At 72.3% G+C, this 23,347-nt stretch carries 23 protein-coding genes and 1 riboswitch; of the genes, 4 read left to right on the top strand and 19 right to left on the bottom strand.

Going from position 1 to position 23,347, the window contains the following annotated elements:
- Window positions 1–227 precede the first annotated feature (227 nt).
- On the bottom strand, window positions 228–2,951 hold the full coding sequence (gene adhE, locus M1R94_RS05220; RefSeq protein ID WP_249380621.1) for a bifunctional acetaldehyde-CoA/alcohol dehydrogenase: 2,724 nt from the start codon (window positions 2,949–2,951) through the stop codon (window positions 228–230).
- Between the two features lie 267 nt (window positions 2,952–3,218).
- Between adhE and M1R94_RS05225 the strand changes: the two genes are divergently transcribed.
- A complete protein-coding gene (locus M1R94_RS05225; RefSeq protein WP_249380622.1) occupies window positions 3,219–3,707 on the top strand; it encodes an Hsp20/alpha crystallin family protein in 489 nt (162 codons plus the stop codon).
- Window positions 3,708–3,732: 25 nt separating this feature from the next.
- On the opposite strand, the gene M1R94_RS05230 is transcribed toward M1R94_RS05225, so the two are convergent.
- On the bottom strand, window positions 3,733–4,950 hold the full coding sequence (locus M1R94_RS05230) for a MalY/PatB family protein (RefSeq protein WP_249380623.1): 1,218 nt from the start codon (window positions 4,948–4,950) through the stop codon (window positions 3,733–3,735).
- A 9-nt stretch (window positions 4,951–4,959) separates the two neighbouring features.
- Entirely contained in the window at window positions 4,960–5,415 is a 456-nt protein-coding gene (locus M1R94_RS05235) for an SRPBCC family protein (protein ID WP_249380624.1), read from the bottom strand.
- A gap of 198 nt (window positions 5,416–5,613) precedes the next feature.
- Window positions 5,614–5,689: riboswitch (cyclic di-GMP riboswitch) on the top strand.
- Between the two features lie 16 nt (window positions 5,690–5,705).
- Between M1R94_RS05235 and M1R94_RS05240 the strand changes: the two genes are divergently transcribed.
- Window positions 5,706–5,939: a BldC family transcriptional regulator gene (locus tag M1R94_RS05240; RefSeq protein ID WP_249380625.1), complete on the top strand. Its 234-nt coding sequence runs from the start codon at window positions 5,706–5,708 to the stop codon at window positions 5,937–5,939.
- Between the two features lie 151 nt (window positions 5,940–6,090).
- Window positions 6,091–6,624 (top strand): arsenic metallochaperone ArsD family protein, encoded by a 534-nt coding sequence (locus M1R94_RS05245; protein ID WP_249380626.1) that lies wholly within the window; start codon window positions 6,091–6,093, stop codon window positions 6,622–6,624.
- 21 nt (window positions 6,625–6,645) lie between these two features.
- Here the strand turns inward: M1R94_RS05245 and fdhA are convergent, their stop codons facing one another.
- Window positions 6,646–7,866 (bottom strand): formaldehyde dehydrogenase, glutathione-independent, encoded by a 1,221-nt coding sequence (gene fdhA / locus M1R94_RS05250; protein WP_249380627.1) that lies wholly within the window; start codon window positions 7,864–7,866, stop codon window positions 6,646–6,648.
- Between the two features lie 60 nt (window positions 7,867–7,926).
- The gene (locus M1R94_RS05255) at window positions 7,927–10,290 is read right to left on the bottom strand and encodes an FdhF/YdeP family oxidoreductase (RefSeq protein WP_249380628.1); all 2,364 of its coding nucleotides are present in this window, start codon (window positions 10,288–10,290) and stop codon (window positions 7,927–7,929) included.
- A 57-nt stretch (window positions 10,291–10,347) separates the two neighbouring features.
- On the opposite strand from M1R94_RS05255, the gene fdhD reads away from it, so the two are divergent.
- Window positions 10,348–11,193, top strand: a complete 846-nt coding sequence (fdhD, locus tag M1R94_RS05260; RefSeq protein ID WP_283252991.1) for a formate dehydrogenase accessory sulfurtransferase FdhD — start codon at window positions 10,348–10,350, stop codon at window positions 11,191–11,193.
- Window positions 11,194–11,237: 44 nt separating this feature from the next.
- Here the strand turns inward: fdhD and M1R94_RS05265 are convergent, their stop codons facing one another.
- From M1R94_RS05265 to M1R94_RS05330, 14 genes are all read right to left on the bottom strand, one after another.
- Window positions 11,238–11,669, bottom strand: coding sequence for an immunoglobulin domain-containing protein (locus tag M1R94_RS05265; protein ID WP_249380630.1), 432 nt, complete (start codon window positions 11,667–11,669; stop codon window positions 11,238–11,240).
- Window positions 11,659–12,474, bottom strand: coding sequence for a COG1470 family protein (locus M1R94_RS05270; protein WP_249380631.1), 816 nt, complete (start codon window positions 12,472–12,474; stop codon window positions 11,659–11,661). Before M1R94_RS05270 ends, M1R94_RS05265 begins: the two co-directional genes overlap by 11 nt.
- Window positions 12,474–13,379 (bottom strand): peptidoglycan-binding protein, encoded by a 906-nt coding sequence (locus M1R94_RS05275; RefSeq protein ID WP_249380632.1) that lies wholly within the window; start codon window positions 13,377–13,379, stop codon window positions 12,474–12,476. The genes M1R94_RS05270 and M1R94_RS05275 overlap by 1 nt, the downstream gene beginning before the upstream one ends.
- Window positions 13,376–15,343, bottom strand: coding sequence for a putative baseplate assembly protein (locus M1R94_RS05280; protein ID WP_249380633.1), 1,968 nt, complete (start codon window positions 15,341–15,343; stop codon window positions 13,376–13,378). Before M1R94_RS05280 ends, M1R94_RS05275 begins: the two co-directional genes overlap by 4 nt.
- Window positions 15,340–15,774 (bottom strand): GPW/gp25 family protein, encoded by a 435-nt coding sequence (locus M1R94_RS05285; RefSeq protein ID WP_249380634.1) that lies wholly within the window; start codon window positions 15,772–15,774, stop codon window positions 15,340–15,342. The genes M1R94_RS05280 and M1R94_RS05285 overlap by 4 nt, the downstream gene beginning before the upstream one ends.
- On the bottom strand, window positions 15,767–16,171 hold the full coding sequence (locus tag M1R94_RS05290; protein WP_249380635.1) for a PAAR domain-containing protein: 405 nt from the start codon (window positions 16,169–16,171) through the stop codon (window positions 15,767–15,769). The genes M1R94_RS05285 and M1R94_RS05290 overlap by 8 nt, the downstream gene beginning before the upstream one ends.
- A 29-nt stretch (window positions 16,172–16,200) precedes the next feature.
- Window positions 16,201–17,913, bottom strand: a complete 1,713-nt coding sequence (locus M1R94_RS05295) for a VgrG-related protein (RefSeq protein WP_249380636.1) — start codon at window positions 17,911–17,913, stop codon at window positions 16,201–16,203.
- On the bottom strand, window positions 17,910–18,641 hold the full coding sequence (locus M1R94_RS05300) for a CIS tube protein (RefSeq protein ID WP_249380637.1): 732 nt from the start codon (window positions 18,639–18,641) through the stop codon (window positions 17,910–17,912). Before M1R94_RS05300 ends, M1R94_RS05295 begins: the two co-directional genes overlap by 4 nt.
- Window positions 18,638–19,075: a phage tail protein gene (locus M1R94_RS05305; protein WP_249380638.1), complete on the bottom strand. Its 438-nt coding sequence runs from the start codon at window positions 19,073–19,075 to the stop codon at window positions 18,638–18,640. Before M1R94_RS05305 ends, M1R94_RS05300 begins: the two co-directional genes overlap by 4 nt.
- Before the next feature lie 3 nt (window positions 19,076–19,078).
- Window positions 19,079–19,756 (bottom strand): hypothetical protein, encoded by a 678-nt coding sequence (locus tag M1R94_RS05310; RefSeq protein ID WP_249380639.1) that lies wholly within the window; start codon window positions 19,754–19,756, stop codon window positions 19,079–19,081.
- Between the two features lie 946 nt (window positions 19,757–20,702).
- Window positions 20,703–20,849 (bottom strand): hypothetical protein, encoded by a 147-nt coding sequence (locus tag M1R94_RS05315; RefSeq protein ID WP_249380640.1) that lies wholly within the window; start codon window positions 20,847–20,849, stop codon window positions 20,703–20,705.
- Window positions 20,846–21,256 (bottom strand): hypothetical protein, encoded by a 411-nt coding sequence (locus M1R94_RS05320; RefSeq protein WP_249380641.1) that lies wholly within the window; start codon window positions 21,254–21,256, stop codon window positions 20,846–20,848. Before M1R94_RS05320 ends, M1R94_RS05315 begins: the two co-directional genes overlap by 4 nt.
- A complete protein-coding gene (locus M1R94_RS05325) occupies window positions 21,253–21,696 on the bottom strand; it encodes a phage tail protein (protein ID WP_249380642.1) in 444 nt (147 codons plus the stop codon). Before M1R94_RS05325 ends, M1R94_RS05320 begins: the two co-directional genes overlap by 4 nt.
- A gap of 14 nt (window positions 21,697–21,710) precedes the next feature.
- Window positions 21,711–23,297, bottom strand: a complete 1,587-nt coding sequence (locus M1R94_RS05330; RefSeq protein ID WP_249380643.1) for a phage tail sheath family protein — start codon at window positions 23,295–23,297, stop codon at window positions 21,711–21,713.
- Window positions 23,298–23,347: the final 50 nt, after the last annotated feature.

Here is a 23,347-nt window from a genome sequence, read left to right on the forward strand (position 1 = left end):
CCTCGCGGCCCCCCCGCCGCCGGAGCTCCCGTGCGTTGCCCTGGGGGGCGGGGGCGGGCCGCGGGCCCCCCCCCCCCCCCCCCCCCCCCCCGCGGGGGCGCCCCCCCCCCCCCCGGCCGGCCGCCCCCCCCGCGGGCGGGGGGGGCCCCCCCTCCTGGCGTCCGGACAGTCAGGGCTCCGGACGCAGGTGTGCCCGCTCGCGCGACCGAGCGGGCACACCCGATGCGTCAGGACGCAGAAGCAGTCTCCTGGGTGGACTGCTCAGCCTCTCCTGCCGCCGTGCGCCGGGAGCGCACGTCCTGCAGCGACGTCCCGTAGTACGCCGCAGTCATGAGGTCCTTCATGTCGTCCAGCATCGGCATGCGCGGGTTCGCCGGCGCGCACTGGTCCTCGTAGGAGCGCATCGCCAGGTCGTCGAGCTTGCCGATGAAGTCCTTCTCGGAGACACCCTGCGCGGCGAACGACGGCGGGATGCCGACGGCGTCGCGCAGCTTCTCGATGGCCTGGGCGTAGGACTCGACGCCCTCGGCCGGGGTCGAGGCCGGGAGCCCGAGCATCTTCGCGATCTCCTGGAAACGCTCCGGGGCCACGTAGTGCTCGTACTTGGGCCAGCTGGTGAGCTTGGTGGGCACCGTGCCGTTGTAGCGGATCACGTGCGAGAGCAGCGTGGCGTTCGTCCGGCCGTGGACCAGGTGGAACGTCGAGCCGATCGTGTGGGCCATGGCGTGCACGATCCCCAGGAACGCGTTGCCGAAGGCCATGCCCGCGATGGTGCCCGCGTTGTGCATCTTCTCGCGGGCGGTGACAGCCGCCTCGCCGCCGACGACCGACTCCTCGAGGTTCTCGAAGATCAGGCGGATGGCCTGCAGCGCCATGCCGTCGGTGAAGTCGTTGGCGTACACCGAGACGAACGCCTCGGTGGCGTGGGTCAGGGCGTCGAAGCCCGAGTCGGCCGCGAGCGAGGCCGGCATCTTGCCCGTCAGCGCGGGGTCGATGATCGCGACGGTCGGGGTCAGGGCGTAGTCCGCGAGCGGGTACTTGATGCCCGTGGTCTGGTCGGTGATGACCGCGAAGGGGGTCACCTCGGCGCCGGTCCCCGACGTGGTCGGGATGCAGACGAGCTTGGCCTTCTCACCCAGGGTCGGGAACTTGAACGCACGCTTGCGGACGTCGAAGAACTTCTCCCGCATGTCGGCGAAGACGATCTCGGGGTGCTCGTAGCGCAGCCACATGACCTTCGCGGCGTCCATCGGCGAGCCACCACCCAGGGCGATGATCGTGTCCGGGTTGAACTCACGCATCTGCTCGGCGCCGCGGTCGACGCTCGCGATGGTCGGCTCGGGCTCGATGTTGTCGATGATCTGCAGGGCGATCTTCTCGGGGCGTCGGGCCAGCACGTCCAGCACCTTGTCGACGAAGCCCAGCTTGGTCATCGTCGCGTCGGTCACGACCGTCACCCGGTGGATGTCGGGCATGTCCGCGAGGTAGCGGATCGCGTTCGGCTCGAAGTACGTCTTGCTGGGCACCTTGAACCACTGCAGGTTGTTGTTGCGCCGGCCGATCCGCTTGATGTTCACCAGGTTGACCGCCGAGACGTTGTTGGAGACCGAGTTCGCGCCGTAGCTGCCGCATCCCAGCGTGAGCGAGGGGATGAAGGCGTTGTAGATGTCGCCGATGCCGCCGTGCGAGCTCGGCGAGTTCCAGATGACGCGGACCGCCTTGACGCGGCTGCCGAACTCCTCGACCAGGTCCTTGTCCTCGGAGTGGATGGCCGCGCTGTGGCCCAGACCGTCGAACTCGACCATCTGCTCGGCCAGCCGGATGCCGTGCTCACGCGTGTCGGCGCGCAGCACCGCCAGGACGGGGGCCAGCTTCTCGCGGGTCAGCGGCTCGGCCGGACCGACCAGCGAGACCTCGGCGAGCAGGATCGACGTCGTGTCCGGCACCGTGAAGCCGGCCTGCTGCGCGATCCACTGCGGGCTCTGGCCCACGACGGCGGCGTTGAGCTTGGCACCGGCGCAGTTGGCCGACTCCGCCTCGACGCCGAAGATGAACTTCTCGAGCATCGCCTTCTCGGCCGGGTTGCAGCGGTATGCGTGCAGCGTGGCGAACTCGGCCATCGCGGTGTCGTAGATCTCGGTGTCGAGGATGACGGCCTGCTCCGAGGCGCACACCATGCCGTTGTCGAAGCACTTCGACATCACGACGTCGTTGACGGCGCGCTTGAGCTTGGCGGACTTCTCGATGTAGGCGGGGACGTTGCCCGCTCCGACGCCGAGGGCCGGCTTGCCGCACGAGTACGCGGCCTTGACCATGGCGTTGCCGCCGGTGGCCAGGATCAGCGCGACGCCCTTGTGGTTCATCAGCTCGTTGGTGGCGTCGATCGACGGGGTCGAGACCCACTGGATGCAGTTCTCGGGTGCGCCCGCAGCGATGGCGGCGTCGCGGACGATCTTCGCTGCGGCGACCGAGCACTCCTGGGCCGAGGGGTGGAAGGCGAAGATGATCGGGTTGCGCGTCTTGAGGGCCACGAGGGACTTGAAGATCGCGGTCGAGGTCGGGTTGGTCACCGGGGTCACGCCGCAGACCACGCCGACGGGCTCGGCGATCTCGACGATGCCGTTGAGGTCGTCCCGTCCGACGATGCCGACCGTCTTGAGCGCGGCCATCGAGTTGGTGACGTGCTCGCAGGCGAAGATGTTCTTGACCGCCTTGTCCTCGAACACGCCGCGGCGGGTCTCGGTGACGGCGAGCTGGGCGAGCTGACCGTGCTGGTTCAGCGCGGCGACGGAGGCCTTCTTGACGATGTGGTCGATCTCGGCCTGGTTGAAGGAGGCGTAGGCGGCCAACGCCTTGGTCGCTCCGGCGACGAGGTCGTCGATCGCGGACGACGGTGCGGTGGCCGCAACACTCGGTTCGGTGGACGTGGCAGAACGTGCTCGTGCACTCACGGGATTCTCCCGGTCATCTCGCAGTGGCTGGTGGATGGTCGGGTCCCCGTTGACCCATCTACGACGTTAGGTGACCGCGGGCGGCCAGCCGTGTGTCCAAGGTCCTGACACTGAGTCACCAGGTCGACGACGACGCCGGAAGCAGTTGGCACTCCGGGGGTGAGAGTGCTAGAACGAAGAGGTAGCCACCTGGCGTCGGAGGGGTCTCCGCCCAGGTCAGCACCGCGCCCCGGAGGGTCCGGGGCGCTCTCGGAGGAGGTGATCCGTGTGGCTACCCGGTACGACCCGTTCGTCGAGACGGCACGGTGGATGGACCAGATCATGGGCGCTGCGCGCGAGGCAGGGTCGATGTCGTCGGTCCCGACCATGCCGATGGATCTCTACCGCTCGGGCGACCACTACGTCCTGCACCTCGACCTCCCGGGCGCCGACCCCGGCAGCGTCGACGTGAACGTCGAGGACCGCACCCTGACCATCCGCGGTGAGCGCACGGCGCGCGCCGAGGGCGACGTCCAGTGGCTCGCGCGCGAGCGCCCCTCGGGTACCTACGTGCGGCAGCTCACCCTGGGCAGGGGTGTCTCCCTCGATGCGGTCGAGGCCAGCTACACCGACGGCGTGCTGACCCTGACCATCCCCGTCGCCGAGCAGGCCAAGCCGCGCCGGATCGAGATCCAGCACGCGGCGGCGCCGACCGCGATCGGCTCGGCGCAGGCTGATGAAACCCGTGCGGAGGGCAGCACCACCGGCTCCGCCTGAGGTCGGACGCACCCGCGACGGTGCGTCAGCGGTCGAGGCAGGCGGCGAGTCGTCGACCTGCCTCGACCACCAGCGGGCGGGGCATCGCCAGGTTGAGCCGGACGAAGCCCCGCCCGGCCTCGCCGCAGGCGGTGCCGTCGACCAGCGCGACCCCGCTGCGCGCCACGAGGTCTCGGACGGCCTCGGCCGCTGCCGCGGGGTCGGACGGCGAGGGCAGGGCGCACCTCAGGTCGAGCCAGGCAAGGTAGGTGCCTTGCGGCCGGGTGTACCCCACGTGCGGCGCGTGCTCGGCCAGGACGTCACCGAGCGCCCGGCTGTTTCCCTGGAGGTAGGGCAGCATCCCGTCGAGCCACTGCCCGCCCGAGCTGTACGCCGCGGTGTTGGCGATCGCTCCCAGGGTCGAAGCGCCGTGGGTGGCCAGGTGGTCCAGCGGACGCCACCGCTCGACGTCGGCGTCGTTGCTGAGCACGATCTGCGCGCACTTGAGGCCGGGCAGGTTCCAGGCCTTGGAGGCCGACGTCGCGGTCACCGTGTGGCCCGCCGCTGCTGAGGAGACCGAGGCGTAGGGGACGTGCTGGGCGCCGTCGAGGGTCAGCGGGGCGTGGATCTCGTCCGCGAAGACCCGTCCGCCGTGGCGCTCGACGACCTCCGCCAGCGCGAGGAGCTCCTCGCGACGCATGACACGTCCGGTCGGGTTGTGCGGGTTGGTCAGCACCAGCAGGTGCCCGCCGGCGGTGAAGGCCGCCTCGAGGGCCGGCAGGTCCAGGCCCATCACGTCGGGCGCCGGGTCGTCACCAGGCCCGGTCGGGCCGGGTGCGGTCTGCATCGGGACCTGGATCACGCGACGTCCCCAGGCCCGAGGCGCGGTGAGGAACGGCATGTAGGCCGGGGTCGGGACGATCACGGGGGAGCCGGGCCGGGAGAAGTGCTCGATCACGGTCTTGAGTGCGTCGAGCACGTCGGGCACCGGGTGCACACGCCCGACCGGGACCTCCCACCCGTACCGCGCGGAGTGCCACTGGGCGCACGCCCGGGCCATGTCGGCCCGTACCGCCGGCGGCAGGTAGCCGAACACCCCGGCGTCGACGGCAGCGTGCAGGGCTGCCGTGACGGCCGGGGCGGTACCGAGGTCGGACTCGGCGACCCACGCCGCGATGTCCGACGGGACGGCTGTCCACTTCAGGCTCCCGCGGGCCCGCAGGTCCGCGGCGGTGGGCAGGTCCAGCGGGTGCGGCTCGGTCATGCGCAGACGTTACGGGTGCTCGACGTCGCCCCGCCACGCGCCGGTCTCGCCGCCCCGCGACTCGATGAACTCCTTGAACCGCTTGAGGTCACCCTTGACCTGGGCGTCGTCGACGCCGATGGCCGCACCGAGCTTCTCGGTGATCGACTCGGTCTCCCAGTCGATCTGGACCATCAGGCGCGTGGTGGTGTCGCTGATCCGGTGGAAGGTGACCACGCCCGCGTGGGTCTTGCCGTCGACGCTGCGCCAGGCGACCCGCTCGTCGGGGTGCTGCTCGGTGATCTCGGTGTCGAACTCGCGCTCGACCCCGCCGATCGAGGTCTTCCAGTGGGTGTGGGTCTCGTCGGTCTGGGTGATCGACTCCACCCCCTTCATGAAGTGCGGGAACGACTCGAACTGCGTCCACTGGTTGTACGCGGTGGACAGGGGGACGTCGACGTCGATGGACTGCTCGACCGAGGGCATGGCGACCTCCGTGATCGTGTGGATGGTGTCGGTTCACGGTAGGTCGGGTCGCCGACGACCGCGCGGCGAACCGGCCGGCTCGCGCCAGGTGGTGGCGGGTTGCGCTTTCCCGCGGTTGCCCGTCGGGCGCTGGCCCGTTCGGGTGAACCTGCCTGGGACGTTTGCTTCGATGTCCGGATTGTGTCAACCTGTCCACGTCAGCGAAAAGGGCAAACTCACCGCGAGGTGGGGACGCAAAGCTACGGAACCCATGAGGTCCGCCGGGCTCACCGAACGACAGGAAGCAGCACATGTCACTGCAGACCAGCAACCAGCCCACGAGCCGTCCCGAGGTCTCCGGTGCGCTGCTCACCCCCTCCGAGGTGGCGAGCATGTTCCGTGTCGACCCCAAGACGGTCACCCGCTGGGCCAAGGCAGGCAAGCTCTCCGCGATCCGCACGCTGGGAGGCCACCGTCGCTACAGCGAGTCCGAGGTGCGTGGCCTGCTCAGCGGCGTGCCGCAGCCGCGCGACGCGCAGGGCTGACGCCCCCACCGCACGACCACCTGAGGCCCTGCCGGCGCTGCCGGTAGGGCCTCAGCGCTGTCCGGAGCGAGCGTCCGGCATCTCGAAGGCCGTCGCTCCCTGGAGAGCCTGCGGCCTGGAGAGCCTGCGGCGTCGCGCCCGCAGTGCCATCATGGAGACCAGGCCGTCACCAGCGACGTCGGGGGCCATCATGGCGCTGCTCGAGATCTTCGATCCGCTCCGCTGCTGCGCGGGGGACCCGTGCGAGGTCGGGCCCCGTACGGGCGTGCACGTCGAGTCCTGTCGCTTCCACAGCGAGCTTCACCGACTCGCTGCGCGGGGCGTCCACGTGCGGCGATCGACGCTCGCCGACGCGCCTCACGCCTTCGTCGAGCAGGACGTCGTGCGGTTCCTCCTGACCGTCCTCGGGGAACGGGTGCTGCCGATCGTGCTGGTCGACGGGCAGATCCGTGCTCACGGCCGGTACCCGGAGGGCTGGGAGCTCGCGCTGTGGGCCGGCCTGGAACCTGCCGCGGAGGTTCCTCCGGCCGCCCCTGCGCGCCCGGAGGAGTCCACGGCGGTGCTGGGCACGGTGACGGCACCGAGCGTCGTCGAGACCCCACGCAGGCCCCCACCGCCGCTGGAGGAGGTGCAGCCCCTCCAGCGGCGACTCATCGGGGCCGGGAGCGCCCGCCAACGGGCGTGAGCCGGTCGGAACCCCGGCGGATCACGCCGACTTCAGGTACCCGTTGGGGTCGAGCACGTACTTCTGGGCCGCGCCGGCGTCGAACTCGGCATAGCCCCGAGGGGCGTCCTCGAGGGTGATGGCCGAGGCGTTGACGTTCTTGGCGATGCTCACCCGGTCGTGCAGGATCGCCATCATCAGCTCGCGGTTGTACTTCATCACCGGGCACTGGCCGGTGGTGAAGGACAACGACTTCGCCCAGCCGGTCCCCAGGCTGAGAGACAGCGCGCCCTTCTGGGCCGCCTCGTCGATGCCACCCGGGTCGCCCGTGACGTACAGACCGGGGATGCCCAGCGCGCCGCCCGCAGCGGTCAGGTCCATCAGCGAGTTCAGGACGGTCGCCGGTGCCTCGTGGTCGGCATCCTTGCCGTGGCCCCTCGCCTCGAAGCCCACCGCGTCCACACCGCAGTCGACCTCCGGGACCCCGAGGATCTGCTCGATCTGGTCCTGCGGGTCACCCTGGGTCAGGTCGACCGTCTCGCAGCCGAAGCTGCGGGCCTGCGCCAGCCGGTCGGTGTTCATGTCGCCCACGATGACGACAGCAGCTCCCAGGAGCAGCGCACCGGTCGCCGCGGCGAGGCCCACCGGCCCGGCACCGGCCACGTAGACCGTGGAGCCGACACCCACACCTGCGGTGACCGCACCGTGGAAGCCGGTCGGGAAGATGTCCGAGAGCATCGCCAGGTCCAGGATCTTCTCCAGGGCCTGGTCCCGGTCGGGGAACCTCAGCAGGTTCCAGTCCGCGTAGGGGATCAGCACGTACTCGGCCTGCCCGCCGACCCAGCCACCCATGTCGACGTAGCCGTAGGCACTTCCCGGACGATCGGGGTTGACGTTGAGGCAGATGCCCGTCTTGCGCTCCTTGCAGTTGCGACAGCGTCCGCAGGCGATGTTGAAGGGCACCGAGACGATGTCGCCGACCTGGATGAACTCGACGTCCCGGCCGACCTCGACGACCTCGCCGGTGATCTCGTGGCCCAGCACCAGGTTCGGTGGGGCGGTGGTACGACCACGCACCATGTGCTGGTCGGAGCCGCAGATGTTGGTCGCGACGGTCTTCAGGATCACCCCGTGGTGCACGCTGCGTCCCACGTTGGCGGGGTTGACGCCGGGCCCGTCCTTGAGCTCGAAGGTCGGGTAGTCGATGTCGATGACCTCGACGTCGCCTGGTCCCTTGTAGGCAACGGCCCTGTTCCCTGACATGTTCGATCCTCTCTGATCGGTCGAGCGCCCCGGGACGGGGTGCTCCATGTCCTGCCAGGTTCACCGATGCGGTGAGATCCCGCGATCCGGCGCCCGGGGGCGCTCGAGCCGGATCACGACGGACTTGCTCGTCGGGGTGTTGGACCGGTCGGCGGTCGAGTCGAGCGGGACCAGCACGTTGGTCTCGGGGAAGTACGCCGCTGCGCAGCCCCGGGCCGTGTCGTAGGCGACCACCCGGAAGCCGTCGGCCCGCCGCTCGACCCCGTCGGTGAACTCTGAGACCAGGTCCACGACGTCGCCGTCGGCCAGGCCCAGCTCGGTGAGGTCGTCCTGGTTGACCATCACCACGCGTCGGCCCCCGGTGATGCCACGGTAACGATCGTCCGGGCCGTACACCGTGGTGTTGTACTGGTCGTGCGAGCGCAGCGTCTGCAGCAGCAGCCGCCCCGGTGGGACCCGCGGCCACCACAGCGGGGTCCGGGTGAAGTGGGCCTTGGTGCTCGTGGTCTCGAAGACCCGCACGTCATGCGGTCCGTGCGGCAGCCGGAACCCACCGGGCACGTCGATGCGCTCCTCGAAGTCGGCGAACCCCGGGACGACCGCGGCGATGTGCCGTCGGATCAACCAGTAGTCCGCCTCCATCGCGGCCCAGTCCGCGCGTGGGGTGCCGGGGAGCGGTCGCCCCTGCTCGTCGTGGAAGAGCGCGCGCGCCAGCCGGCACACGATGGCGATCTCCGAGAGCAGGTCGGGCGACGGCGGGCGCAGGTGACCCGAGGAGGCGTGGACGACCGACATGGAGTCCTCGACCGTCACCCGCTGCCGTCCACCGGCCTGGACGTCGAGGTCGGAGCGGCCCAGGGTCGGCAGGATCAGCGCGGTGCGGCCCGGGGCGAAGTGGGAGTGGTTGAGCTTGGTGCTCACCTGCACGGTCATCGAGCACGAGCGCAGCGCCGCCTCCGTGACCGTGGAGTCGGGCGCGGCCTTGAGGAAGTTGCCCCCCATGGACATGAAGAAGCGCACCCTGCCGTCGCGCATCGCCCGGATGGTCTCGACCGTGTCGTGACCGTGCTCGCGGGGGCTGGTGAAGGCGAACTCCTGCGAGAGCCGGTCCAGGAACGGCGTGGGCATCTTCTCGAAGATGCCCATCGTCCGGTCGCCCTGGACGTTCGAGTGGCCCCGGACCGGGAGCAGCCCCGCTCCCGGTCGGCCCAGGTTGCCCTGCAGCAGCACCAGGTTGACGATCTCCTGGATCGTGGCCACCGAGTGCTTGTGCTGGGTGAGCCCCATGGCCCAGGCGACCACGGTGCGGTCCGAGGTGAGCAACAGCTCGCCGACCTCACGGATCTGCGCCTCGCGCAGACCCGTGGCCTCCTCGATGTCCCCCCAGGAGGTCGAGCGCAGGCCGTCGAGGTAGTCCTCGAGGCCCTCGGTGTGGCGGTCGATGAACACGTGGTCCAGGACCGCGGGCATGCCCACGGTGTGCCGCCCGCACTCCTCGGCCTCGAGCAGCACCTTGGCCAGGCCCTGGAAGACGCCCAGGTCACCACCGAGCCGGACCTGGAGGTGGTGGTCGGCGATCGAGGTGCCCCTGCCCACCATGCCCCGCACGGTCTGGGGGTTGCGGTAGTGCATCAGCCCTGCCTCGGGCAGCGGGTTGATCGCGACGATCGTCGCGCCGCCGTGCTTGGCCTTCTCCAACGAGCTCAGCATCCGTGGGTGGTTGGTCCCCGGGTTCTGGCCGGCGATGAGGATGAGCCTCGCGGTCTCGACGTCGTGCAGGGTCACCGAGCCCTTGCCGATCCCGATCGTGGTGCCCAAGGCCTCGCCCGAGGACTCGTGGCACATGTTCGAGCAGTCCGGCAGGTTGTTGGTGCCCAGACCGCGGACCATGAGCTGGTAGAGGAAGGCGGCCTCGTTGGAGGTCCGTCCCGAGGTGTAGAACGCCGCCTGGTCCGGGCTGTCGAGGCCGCGCAGCTCCTGGGCGATCAGCCTGAAGGCCTCGTCCCACGAGATCGGGCGGTAGTGGGTCGCGCCGTCCTCGCGCAGCATCGGGGTGGTGATCCGGCCCTGCCGGTTGAGCCAGTAGTCGTCGGCGGCGAAGAGCTCGTCGATCGAGCGCTCGGCGAAGAGCTCGGGCCGGACCCTCTTGCGGGTCGCCTCGGAGGCCAGGGCCTTGGCGCCGTTCTCGCAGAACTCGGCGTGGCTGCGGTCACCCGCCTCGGGGTCCGGCCACGCGCAGCTCATGCAGTCGATGCCGTCGGTCTGGTTGAGCTTGAGCAGGGACGGGATCCCACGCACCGGGCCCATCTCGCGCAGCACGTGCCGCATCGCCGAGGTGACACCGGGCAACCCGGCCGAGCTGTGCTGGGGCGGACCGACCCGCAACGCCGCGTGGTCGACCCCGTCGCCGGGTGTGCCAGTCATCGAGTCATGCTAGACCGGGGGATCCGGATCGGCCGGGTGGGTGAGGAGGCGCGGCAGATGGGGCGGGTGGCCCGGCGGTGGAGGGTGCAGCGGATGACGGCTCGGGGGGTGGTCGGTGCGCCCGAGGACCAGCTCGCGGGGGAGGAGCCGCTCGAGGTGCGGCTGCACGGCACCCCGTTCACCGTCACGATGCGCACCCCCGGGGACGACTTCGACCTGATCGCCGGCTTCCTGGTCTCCGAGGGCCTGGTGCGCGACGGCGAGCAGATCGCGCGGATGGACTACCGGAGCGGGATCGGCGCGACCGGTGAGCGTGACTACAACGTCGTCGACGTCCGCCTGGCGCCCGGGACACCGCTGCCCGACCCGTCCGCGCAACGCAACGTCTACACCTCGAGCAGCTGCGGGGTCTGCGGGACCGCGTCGATCGAGGCGGTACGCACCGTGCCCCCGTACGACGTGGGTGCCGACCGCTGCACGGTGCGGCTCGACCACCTGCTGGCGCTGCCCGACCGGCTCCGGGACCGCCAGCTCCTCTTCGACCGCACCGGTGGGGTGCACGCCGCGGGACTGTTCACCCCGGCCGACGGTGGGCAGGAGCCCGACCTGGTCTGCGTGCGCGAGGACGTGGGGCGTCACAACGCCGTGGACAAGGTGATCGGCTGGGCCCTGCGCGAGGGGCGGCTGCCCGTGAAGGGCGCCGTGCTCCAGGTGTCCGGGCGGGCCTCGTTCGAGCTGGTGCAGAAGGCGGCGATGGCGGGGATCCCGGTGCTCTCCGCGGTGTCGGCGCCCTCGGCCCTCGCGGTCGACCTGGGTGAGGAGCTCGGGCTCACCGTGGTGGGCTTCAACCGTGGGACCCAGCTCAACTCCTACACGCACGGTCACCGTCTCGTCCCCGCGTGAGCGGTTGCCCGTCCCCGCCTGGGCGGTCGCCCGCAGGTCGTGCCTCAGCGCGCCTCGGCCCCTGCCCGGGTCAGCCCGAACGGCGTCGCGGCCGCGCACGGACCTGTCGCGGCGGTCACGGTGAGCTGGGTCGGCGCGAACGGGTCGAACGTGCCGGGGATCACCACTGCGGCCTCGAAGCTGCCCTCGTCGTCGGTCCGAGCGGGCTGCATCGCCTCGGTGTGGAATCGCAGGGTGACCGTGCTGTCGGTGTCGAAGCCCCGCCCGGTGACGACCACCTGCGTGCCCGAGGGCGCCGAGCCGTCGCTCAACGAGATGCTCGGGTCGGTGCACGTGCCCCCGCCGAACGGTGGGATGAAGGGGAAGGAGATCGTCCCGACCTGCACGAGGAACGTCAGGATCGTCGCGACCGCCGCGAGCGCCAGCAGCCCGACGACGATCGGGTGGTCTGCGGGTCCGGAGCGTTCAGCGGCCACCGGGTCCACCACGGACCAGGCGTGAGTATCGCCGTAGCGCGACGACGGCGAGCGTCGTGACCCCGATCAGCATGGCCACGAACATGGCGTCCCCCGAGAACACGGTGCCGACCAGCAGGAGCACGGCCACCAGCACCAGGATCCACCACGGCCGCAGCACCGGCTCCTGGACCAGGACCCCCCCGGTGCTCGCCGCCACGGTGCCGACCGCCTCGACGGTGTAGTCACGCGGCACCGACCGGCCGAGCCAGGTCGGTCGGGTGCACCGCAGCAGGAGCGGGACGGTGAACGCCTGGCCCGGGGCCAGGGCCAGGCGTGCACCGGACCGGTGGACCTCGTGGGCGAGACGACCCTCGCGGTCCCGGGCCACGAGCTCGAGGTCCAGCGGGGTGTTTCCCGGGTTCGCGACCACCAGGTGCACCAGCGCACGACGCGCGGTGCCGATGGCGTGCGGGACGGGGGCCTGCAGCTCGGCCTGCGGGTGCGGGGCGACCTGGACGGGATGGCGGGCCTCTCCCCAGGCGCCGTCACCCGCGATGGCCACGACGCGGATCTCCGAGGCGCCGGCCGGTGGTGCCGGACCGGTCGGGAGCGTGACGGTCAGCCCGACCTCGCGCTGCTCGCCCGGCCAGATGCGCACCTCGGACTCCTGGAGGGTCACCCAGCCCGCCAACGGACCGGTCGCCACGACCTCGTAGCGCTCGACCTCACGACCGGTGTTGCGCACGACGAGCCTTCCGCTCAGCCGGGAGCCGCCGGTCAGGGGGACCGTCGGACCGGTGAGCCGCACCTCGGGCGAGATCATCAGCCGGCCCCGTCCGCGGCCCCGGTGCCGGTGCCCTCGGCCGTCCCGGTCTCGGCCGAGCCGGGCGCGACGCGGACCGAGAGCTCGACCGTGAACCCCACCGGCAACGACGGTTCGAGCAGCCTCCTCAGGTGGTCGCCGCGCGAGCCACGGAAGTCCCCGGCCGACGCCGGCAGGCTCACCCGGACGGTCCGGTCGGCACGGGTGCTGAGCTCGGCGTCCGGGTCGAGGTCCCAGGAGGTCTCGCCCCCGTCGGTGACGAGCACCTCGTGCGGCGGCAGGTCGAGGTGCAGGGCGGCGACCGCCGCGATGCCGGGAACGGTTCCCCGTGACCCGTGCAGCTCCAGCGCGCGCGCGACCACTGCCCGGCGGCGACCGTGGCCCCACTCGGCCATGGTGTCCGCGCCGACCATCCACGCGAGCCACCGCAGCACGTCGTCGGGGGCGGTCTCGATCGTGACGTAGGCCGCCAGGTTGTCGATGGTCGTGGTGAGCGGCTCGAGCACGTCGTCGAGACCGTCGAGGAACCGGCGCAGCAGGGGGGCGGTCAGCTCACCCATCGTCTGCGGTCCGATCACCCCGTCGACCACGAGGCCCCGCTGACGCTGGAAGGCCCGCACGGCGCTCTCGGTGCGAGGCCCGAACGAGCCGTCGGCCGGTCCGGGGTCGTGCCGGGCGCGTGCCAGCGCGTCCTGCAGCCGGGCGATGCGTTCACCCTCGCTCCCCTGGGCGAGCATGTGCTCAGCAGTGACCCAGGTGGTTCCTCCGGCGAGCCCGTCCTCGACGACCTGCGCCGGGCGGAAGCGCTCAGGGTCCTGGAAGACCGTCGGCAGCCGTTCGAACATCGTCAGCCGGCGCGGTGGTTCGGGATGGAGCAGCGTCTCGAGCCGGGGAACCCGCGTCATGTCAGCACCACCGTGTGCCCGAGGCTGAGGGGCAGACCGTTGCGGGGCACGGCCAGCCGTGACGTCTCGTGGTCCTGCCCGTCGGTCAGCATCACCGACTCGACCCGCGCCACGCCCGGCACCCGGTGGAGCACGGCGTACAGGTCCCCGACCTGGACGTCCGTGCCGAAGGGCCAGCCCGTGCCGTGCTCACCGCCGAGCAACGGGTGCAGCAGGCGGTACAGCGCCGACGTCGCGGCGCCCGCGACCGCCTCGGCGTCCGACCCGGGGTCGGCTGCGAGCCGCACGGTCGCACGGCACGGGACGTAGCGGGGCGGGCTGACCAGCACGCGCACACCCACCAGCCGTCGGTCGTCGAGGTACCTGGCCACGTCCGTCATGGTCTGCGGGACGTCGGTGAGGTCCGAGGTCCGCAGCGGCGCACCCAGACCGGCGTCGGGTGCGAGCTCGGGCACCACCAGGACACGCACGGACATGCTCGTCTCGGGGTCCCCCTCGGGCACGGCGTGAGCGCGCGCGACGGCGCCCGACGCGTCACGGGCCATCTGCGCGAAGTCGGCGACGGTCACCGCCCGGGTGCGCTGGCGCAGGAAGAGGGGCACACGGGCCATCGCCTGCTCGACCGTCTCGGGATCGACGCCACCGGTGGCCGCGTGCCGGTTCTCGACCGAGCGCACGTGCGGCACCGCGGACCGGAGCACCCGCAGCGAGGTGGCCCGGACGTTGCCGCGCACGCCCCCTCCGACGCGGTACTCGGCCAGTCGGAGCGCCGCGGCCGCGGGCGGGACGGCCGCGTACCGGCGCATGCGCCCGTCGGACTGGCGCACCGCCACACCGAGCCTGATCTCACCGCCGACCCGGTCCAGCAGGTAGTGCCGGTCGCTCTCACGGCTCGCCTCGAAGCTCGTCACCGGCGTCCACGGCTCGGGGTCCTGCCCCGCGAGCAGCAGAGGTCCCCCGGAGTCGTCCTCGACGACCGGCACGTTGCGCACCACGAAGGGCGCCTGGCCGTAGGTGCCGTCCGAGACCCCCACGACCTCGCCCCGGACCAGCTGGTCGGCCTGGATCGCGTCGACGCTCACGCCGATCGTCCGGGCCGTGATCCGGCCGACCGACGGTGAGCGCTCGTAGCTCGACTGCCCCGGCCGGGAGGTCGCGAGACGACAGCGCAACCACGCCGAGGTGGCCGTGCCCGGCAGGGCGATCCCGGTGTGGTCGGACGGGACGTGCAGGTACACCGCACCGGGTCGGTTGAGCCCACCGGTGGTGTCGCGGTCGACCTCGCACACCTGCCAGGTGCCGCGGCCCCATGCCTCCCACACCAGCGGCGGGTCGTCCGGCAGGACCCCGGAGCCGCGGTTCGGCTCGCAGTCCAGGTCGATCTGCACCGCGCACCCGGGCAGGGCACGCGCGAGCTCGACCAGGAAGGCGGCCCCGGGGACGGGTACCCCGGTACCGAGCGCCTCGACGTGCTCGGTACCGGGAGCAGGGCGCGGGTCGCCCGTCCTGGGGCCTGGCGCGCCGACCAGGTGACGACCCACCACCTCGGCCCGGTACGCGCGCAGGTCCTCGGTGGTGCGGAAGGCGACCCGCTCGACCGTCGCGGTGCGTTCGGTCGAGACCTCGACCCCGGCGCCCGCGAGCAGCGGCTCGTCCTGCGTGGCCGCCTCCCAGAACCGCGTCGGCGCGGCGAGCCAGAAGGTCAGCCGGGTCCGCGCCGAGCGGGCGGGCTGGAGCCGGATGCCGACCGCGTTCATCATCATCAGCAGCAGCGTCTCGGGCACACGGTTGAGGCGGAACAGCGTCTCGTCGACCATCTGCGCGAACAGCTCGATGAGCGTGACGCCGGGGTCGGAGACGTTGTGATCGGTCCACTCGGGGCACCGGTCGGCGATCCGACGCTTGGCGTCGTCCACCAGGTCCTGGAAGCGCCTGTCGTCGAGGTGCGGCACGGGGATGCTCATCGGTGCTCCTCCTCGCGGATCTCGGCGCCCGTCTCGGGCGGGATCGTGTAGAAGGGGTGCACCAGGTTGCGCGGGTCGTTGGTGGCCCGCACCACGTACTCGACCTCGACGTACAGCACCGTCGGGTCGGTGGCGTCCGGCCAGGCGGTCACCCCGCGGACGTCGATCCGCGGCTCCCACATCGCGAGCGCCTCCTCGACGGCGCGCGAGACCATCCCGAGCGTGCGAGGGCTCGCGGAGGGGGAGAAGACCATCTCGTGCGCACGGCAGCCGAAGGTCGGGCGCATGGGCCGCTCTCCGGGGCGGGTGCTCAGCACGAGCCGGATGCTCTCCTCGATCTTGGCGGTGCCGCTGCGCAGCATGAGCGAGCCCCCGGGATCGGCCTGGAACGGGAAGGCCGGACCGGCACCGAGGAACCGGGCCTCAGCCACCTGGACCACCCCCGATGAGCACGGTCGGGACACCGCCCTGGACGGTCCCGACCGGGGCCAGGCACAGCTGGGCGCGAGCGCCCGTCGCTGCCATCCCACGCCCCTCGGCCAGCACGGTCGTGCTGCCCATCACCACCGAGGCGCGCTGCAGGGCGGGTGCGAAGGCGGGGTCGGCGGCGTGCAGCCCGGCGTGCGGGGTGAGCGAGTTCATTCCGGCCGAGCCGACGACGGCGGCCGGGCTGCCCCCGATGAGGACCGACGTCGCGAGCCCCTCGAGCAGCGGGGCCGAGAACGGCAGCGGGGGTCCGGGCACGGCGGCTCCGCCGGGCCCGGGGATCAGGTGGCCCACGCACGTCCCCATGACACGGTCACCGGCCACCGCTGCGGGTGTCCCCACGATCCCTCCTCCTTGCCTGCTCCAGGCGCTCAGTTGATCCGGACGACGCCGCCACGCAAGGTGAGGGTGCCGTCGGCCTCGACGGTGATGTTCGGGGCGCTGACCGTGACCTCGGCGTCCCCGGTGAGGGTGATCGACCGGGCCGAGACCTCGACCGTGCCGGCGGTGACCTGCACGGCTCCGTCGGCCTTGACCCCGAGGTCACCCGTGGTGTCGTCGAGCCGGACCTGGACGGTGTCGTCACCCGTCGCGACGAGGATGCCGGACGGGTCGGCGTCGTCCAGGACGATGCGGTGACCGGCCCGGGAGACCAGCCCACGGCGCCCCGACTCGCCCGACGCCCGGTCGACCGCCCCTGCCTCCAGCGGTGGCCGGTCCTGGCCGTTCCACAGGCCACCGATGACGTAGGGCCGGCGGACGTCACCCCTCTCGAAGGCGACCAGCACCTCGTCCTCGACCTCGGGCAGCAGCAGGGTGCCGCGGTCCGGGCCGGCACCGGGCTGGGCCACGCGCGCCCAGTCGCTCACGTACCCCTCGGAGAGCCACGGCAGGCTGACACGGACCCGTGCGAGCGCCTCGTCGTCGTCGATGTCGGTGACCACCGCGGGGACGACGCCGCCGACCCCACCGCGGGCTCGACCGTTCCCGTGGGGCGGACCGGCCGCACCCGTCCCGCTGCCGGGCAGCCCGCCGAGGTCCACGGTGGTCCGGTAGCCGCGCACCGCGTCGAAGTGGTGCTGCGCGGCGGTCACGGTCCACCGTCCGCTGACCAGGTCTCCCGCCAGCCCCAGGCTGACGGCAGAGCCAGCCCGCAGGCGCGGGTCGCCGCTGCACACCGCCCGAGCGGTCGCGAAGGTGCTCCCTGCGGCATCGCCGAAGGCCCTCGCGACAGCGTCCGCCTCCTCCTGCGAGGAGATGGCGCGGTCGGCGACGACCAGGACAGGAGCTCCCACGCGCCCGGCGAGCTCGCCCGGCGCCACACCGATCTCCGTGCCCGGCGCAGCGACCGAGGCGGTCGCGACGAACACCTCCTTGGTCTGCACCGACCAGCCGCGGACCTCGACCTCGGCCGGCACCTCGGCGGAGGTGACCCGCGCCCGGAGCGCCTCGACGTCCCGGCCGAGCACCAGCTGTGCCGGTTCGGTCGAGGCGAGGGTCCCGGGCGAGGGCGCGGACGACGCCTGCTCGTGCGCGACGAGATCGAGGCGGCTTCCCCGCACCCGCAGCACGCGGCCGCCCTCGCGGGCGCGGGAGGCGAGGAAGTCCCAGTCGGTCGAGTCGACCTGGGCCAGGTGCGCGTGGACGACACCGGGGTCGTCGACCGTCCCGACGTCCAGACCCACCTCCTGCGCGACCGAGCGCAGGACGTCGCCGTCGGTGACGTCCTGGAAGGACCGGGTGCGCCGGAACCGGTGCAGGCGGTGCGAGACGTCGTAGCCGACGACCGTGACGGTGCTCTCGGTGTCGGAGTACGCCACCTCGAGCGCGACCACCTCGACCTCCGCCAGGAGCTCGCCGGCGGGCGCTCCCACCGGGCCCGCCCGTACCGCGAGCCCCGCACCGATCGTCAGCCCGGTCGCGGTCAGCAGGTCGCGGTCGGCGTCACGCAGGACCACGCGCACCGAGGTGGGCACGCCCAGCCGCTCGTCGACGTCGACCTCGGCGAGGTTGCGTCGCAGGGCTGCGTCGGGCTCGGAGGAGTCGATCGTGACCTCGGGGACCGCGGACCAGGTCTCGGTCATCGCCGCCCCCCGGTCCCCGCCCCGGTCGGCGGTTCAGGGACGACCAGCACGGTGCCAGGGGCGACACGCGCCGGGTCGTCGATCCCGCTGGCCTCGGCGATCACCCGCCACGCGTCGGCACGACCGTACTCCTGGTAGGCGATCACGGGCAGCGTGTCACCCGCGACGACCGTCCGTCGGCGCACGACGCGATCGGAGCCCGAGGTCGGGTTGGTGCCGGGCAGGATCACCGGGATCTCCTCGAGCCGCAGCGCCACGTGGGCCCGGATCGGGGTCCCGTCCCTGCGGAAGAGCACGAAGCGCGCGCTCGCCGAGCTCAGGTAGGCGTCGAACGCCGCGGTACCGCCCCACGCGAACGAGATCACCGGGGGGCTCGGTCGGTTCTGGTCGATCGAGCGCCGCGAGGGCTGCGTCCACGACAGCAGCCGGTTCACGGGCTCGTCCACGCCGTCGGTGTCGCTCGCACGGGCGTCGAAGAACAGGTCGAGCCCGAGGGTCGCGCCGTTCGTCCCGACGAACTCCGGGATGGCCGCAGAGACGGCTCCGCGCACCGGCACCCGGGTCCACGACGCGCTCTTGGAGATCGTGTACTCGGTCGGGTTGAACTGGCAGTGCAGGGGAGGCTCGTCACTGTCCTTGAGCGAGAGCGTCGCGCGGTCCAGGCGGGTGGCGGTGACCCCGACCGACACGGCGCCGCGGCCCGAGACGACGATGCCGGCGCGGATCACGGGGACTCCTGGTCGAAGCCGTGGTGCGCGAGCTCGAGGGTCTCGATCGCGACCTGACCCGAGCTCGCGCTGAAGGCGGGGCCGGTCCAGCGCACCGGGCACACGTCGCGCAGCGACCACGACACCACGGCCTGACCCGCCGCGTCGTACGCCGTGACGACAGCCGTGGTCCGCCCGACCTTGTCACGCTGCCCGTGGAACCACGCCGCGACAGCCGCCGACGACGCGTCCAGACCCCGGGTCAGCACCAGGTTGGGGAAGCGCAGACGCCCGGGCAGGCGGTGCACGTACCCGTTCTGGCCGCCCTCGGCGTACTCGAGCACCTCGAACTCCGCGGAGAGCCCCTGGCACCCGGTGAACACCCCCAGGCTCGTGTTGCTCCCGCCCTCGTCGATGACGACGTCGAACTGGACCGTGGTCCCGGGGTCGCCCATCGTTCACCGCCAGGCCGGTTCGACGAGACCGCCGGTGCGCTCGCGGTCCAGCACCAGGTCGTGGTGCAGGCGCTCACGGACGGTGCGGTAGATGCGGTCGACCTCCTCGGCCGGCACCGTGGCCGTGGCCGGCTCGGGAGGCAACGGCGCCTCCGCAGCGTGGTGCACCGTCGCGGACGCGAGTGCGTGGTCGTCGGGTGGAACGGGGTCGAAGGGGCGGTGGGGGTCGAGGGGGCGCGGCAGGTCGTGCGGTCCGGAGACGCCGCTCGAGGTGGCGATGTCAGCGGTACCGCCCAGCACGGCGGGGGCGCTCGGGGCCGGTGGCGAGGGGGTCGACGGGCGGTGCTCGGGAAGGACGACCGGGGCAGGGACGGTCCCCGCCCGGACGGCGGCCTCGATCGCGCGTGCCCGACGCTCCTCGGCCTGGGCCGCGCGACCGGTGTCCGCCGCGGGTCGGCCGCGCAGGGTCGCGTCGACGTGGACGAGCTCGTGCGCGACCAGGGACTGGACCTCGGGCCCGTGCGTCGGTCCGTGACGGTCCGGGACGTGCACGACAGGCATGACGGGCGTGCCGGGCATGCTGGGCACGGCGTCGACGGCCGGCGCCGCACCGACCGTCGCGGCCCGCGCGTGGGTGCGCGCCGTGACCCGTTCCGCCTCGGCCCCGCGTCGGACCTGCACTCCGTGGCCGCCGGGAGGCCGGGCTGGCGACCGGACGCCGGGACCCTCGGTGCCGGCAGGGGGGACCGGGACGTGGGCAGGCGTGCGCTGAGGAACCGATCGGGCGAGGGGGGTGACCACCAGGCCCGACGCGGTGCGGGGAGACGCGGTGCGGGGACCGGACTCTGCGCCGGGAGGTGACCCTGCGCCGGAAGGTGACCCTGCGCCGGAAGGTGACCCTGCGCCGGGTGCGGCGTGGGCTGCGGCACGTGCATCGGCCGCGCGGCCGATGGCTGGAGCGGTGCTGGGACGGACACCCGGAGCGGGGTGCGCCGGGACAGCGGGAGCGGCAGCGGGACGCAGAGCAGCCCGTGAGGGGGCGGCGGGGACCGCCGGGGCAGCAGCGGGAGGGACGGCCGGAGCGGGAGGGAACGCCGCACCGGACGTGACGGTGGTCGCGCCGTCGTGCGGCGAGGGCTCGTCGCGCGACGGCGACCCCGGCTGCTGCCCGACCTCGACGGGCTGCACCTCGATCCCACCCGGCGGACGGCTCGGGCGGGCCGATGGGGTCGGTCCGACGGTCGAGGCAGGTCCGCCGGGCCGGTCGGCCACGGGCAGGGGCGGTGGGAGGGAGCGGTCGGCGCGCGCGGGCGCGGCGAAGGGGTGACGCGAAGCCTCGAGGCGACCATGCAGGTCGAGGGTGCCTGCCGGAGCGCGGGCGGGGCGCACGGGGGCCAGAGCCGTACGGGACTCCCGACCGCCCGGCACCCTCCCCGCGACGATGCGCACCAGGGGGAGCAGCCGAGGCGTGGCGGGCAGCAGCACGGGGCGACCCCGCACGCGCGCCCGGTTGACGCGCAGGTCGTGCGAGGCGAGCGCGGAGACGAACGACGGCGCCACCGACCGCATGCGGGCCACCGGCCGCAGCACAGCCGCACCGAGAGGACCCGATGACGCGTCCCGCTCCTCACCCCCGGTCATCGGGGTCCACCAGCTCGGCGATGATGCGCCGACGGGTCGCGTGCTCGAGGTCGAGCAGCTCGCCGAGCGACCAGTGGACATGGCGACCGAGGACGACCAGCTCGGCGAAGAGCCGGTCGTCCGGTTCGGTCATGATTCCCCCGGGGCATCAGCGGCGGTGTCCACCACGAACTCCTCGCCGCAGCCGGGGCACCGCACCTGCACCGTCGCGTCACCGTCACGGTTGACGCGCTGGTAGAGGCGTTGGAGGAAGTCCAGGTCGGCGGCGAACATGCTCTCGATCACCCCGGGTGTCACCGGCTGCACCGACCCGATGCGCTCCACGACGCGGGCGAGCAGCACCACCGCGAGGTAGGCGCTGTTGTCCCGTACCCGCGGGTCGCGCAGCGGGAGGATCTCGTCCCGTGCGGTCGCCAGGCGCATGACACCTCGCCGGTGCACCTCTCCGTCGGCGTCGACGTACCCCCGCGGCAGGTCGAACTCGACCCGCGTGGTCAGGGCTCCGTCCGAGGTGACGGGCATCTCGATCGAGGTCGTCATGCGAGCGTCATCCCCTCGTGGACGATGACCGCCTCTTCGACCAGGGCCGTGCTCGAGCCCGCTGAGAGCTCTCCGAGCCGCACCTGGGACACCCAGCAGTTGACCAGGTTGTACCGGGCCACCTCGCCGTGCTCGTAGTCGAAGAGCACGATGCTGGCGTTCTTCCGGGCGTCGTTGATCATGCCGTCCTGGACCTGCTTGAACCACTCCCACAAGGCGTTGCTCAGGGTGCGGCCCTTGCGAAGGGTGATGTCACCGAAGCTCACCGGTCCGGGCAGCTTCTTGACCACGGTCTTGCCACCCTTGGTGTTCTCCCGGTGCTCGATCACCCCGATCGAGCCCGAGACCCCGGAGACCTGGGCGAACTGCGCGATCGAGATGCCCTCGACCTCGAACTCGTACGCGTAGCTGGCGAGGACGTCGCCACTGGCCAGTGTCATTCCTGCTCCTCCACTCAGTCGCTGACGTCGGCGCCGTCGGTCGACTGGCGGACGCGGATGACGACGAACTCGGCCGGCTTGACCGGTGCGGCGCCGATCTCGACCGTGACGACGCCCTGGTCGATCTGGTCCTGCGGGTTGGTCTCGGCGTCGCACCTGACGTAGAAGGCCTGCTCGGGGGTGGCACCCACGAGGGCACCGTCGCGCCACAGGCCGAGCAGGAAGGCGTGGACGGAGCGGCGCAGCCGCGCCCACAGGTCGGTGTCGTTAGGGGCGAAGACCGCGAACTTGGTTCCCTCGACGACCGACTCCTCGATGAAGTTGAACAGCCGCCGGACGTTGAGGTAGCGCCACTCGCCGTCGTCCGAGAGGGTGCGTGCCCCCCAGATCACCGGGCCCGAGCCCCGGAAGACCCGCAGGCAGTTCACGCCCTTGGGGTTGAGCAGGCCCTGCTCGGCGTCGGTGAGGGTCCGCACCAGGCCGATGGCGTGACGGATGCGCCCGGTCGGCGCGTTCGCGACACCGTGCTCCGCGTCGTTGCGCGCCCAGGCACCCGCCACGAAGCCGCTCGGCGGCTCGACCGACTGGGTGCCCGTGACCACGTCGACGACCGTGAGCCACGGGTAGTAGGTGGTGGCGAACTTCGACGACGGGACCGAGTCGCGCCAGGTCGAGCACTCCTGGGGGGACAGCGACGCGGCGTCGCGGCCGGCACCGGCGGCGAAGAGCGGCGGGTCGAGGATCGCCATCCGGTCCATCAGCGCCTCGCAGTGGTCGATCATCGCGGTCTGCACGGCTGCCACGTCCGTCGGGCTCATCGCGCCGCTGGCGAGCGAGGTCACCAGGTCGGGGGCGGCGACCATGGTGACCTCGTCCTCGGCGACGAGACCGGCAAGGCCGGTGCGCTGCTGCTCGTCGCCCAGGTAGGCCGGGGCGCCGATGGCTGCGCCCGACGACGCGCCGCTCAGGGTGAAGGTCCCGGCCGCCGGTCGGCCCACGCGCCCGCCCTCCGGGGCAGCCGCCGTCGCGAGCTTGGACTTGCGCAGCTGGTGCACCAGCGTCGAGGGCGTCACACCCCTGTACCTCTCCTCGGGGTGCTGAGGTCCGTGCAGCACGAGGTCGAACGGTGCGTTCGCGGAGTCGGTCGTGCTCGTGCCCCCGGTCGTCTCGCCCTCGCCCTCGTCCTCGCCGTCGGCGTCGGATGCCGCGGCGGTGTCGACCACCTCCGCGGTGACCTCGTCCCCGGCGCCCCCGGGGAGCTTGGCGGTCAGGACGAACGCATCACCGCCCGAGACCCCCGGGACCGTCGCGGTCGCGGGGCTGGGGCCCTCGGTGTCACCGCCGCCGACGCGGACGACCAACGCGGCGGAGCCGCCGTTGGCGATGTAGGCGTAGACGGCCCGGCCCAGGCTCATCCCCTCCTGGATGCCGCCGAAGCGCTCGACGTACTGGGTCCAGTTCGCCACGAACGTCGGGACCGTCGGCCCGGTCGGGGCGAGCCCGATGAAGGCGGGCAGGGCGGTGCCCACCCCGCTGATCGGGCGGACGCCCGACACCTCCTCGAGGTACACCCCTGGCGCCTTGGTGCTGTAGTCGGGCATGCGAGGCTCCTCACGTCGCGGTCGGGCTCTCCTCACGCTGCCGCGCGGGA

This window comes from Actinotalea alkalitolerans, from assembly GCF_023369855.1.
Taxonomy (GTDB): domain Bacteria; phylum Actinomycetota; class Actinomycetes; order Actinomycetales; family Cellulomonadaceae; genus Actinotalea.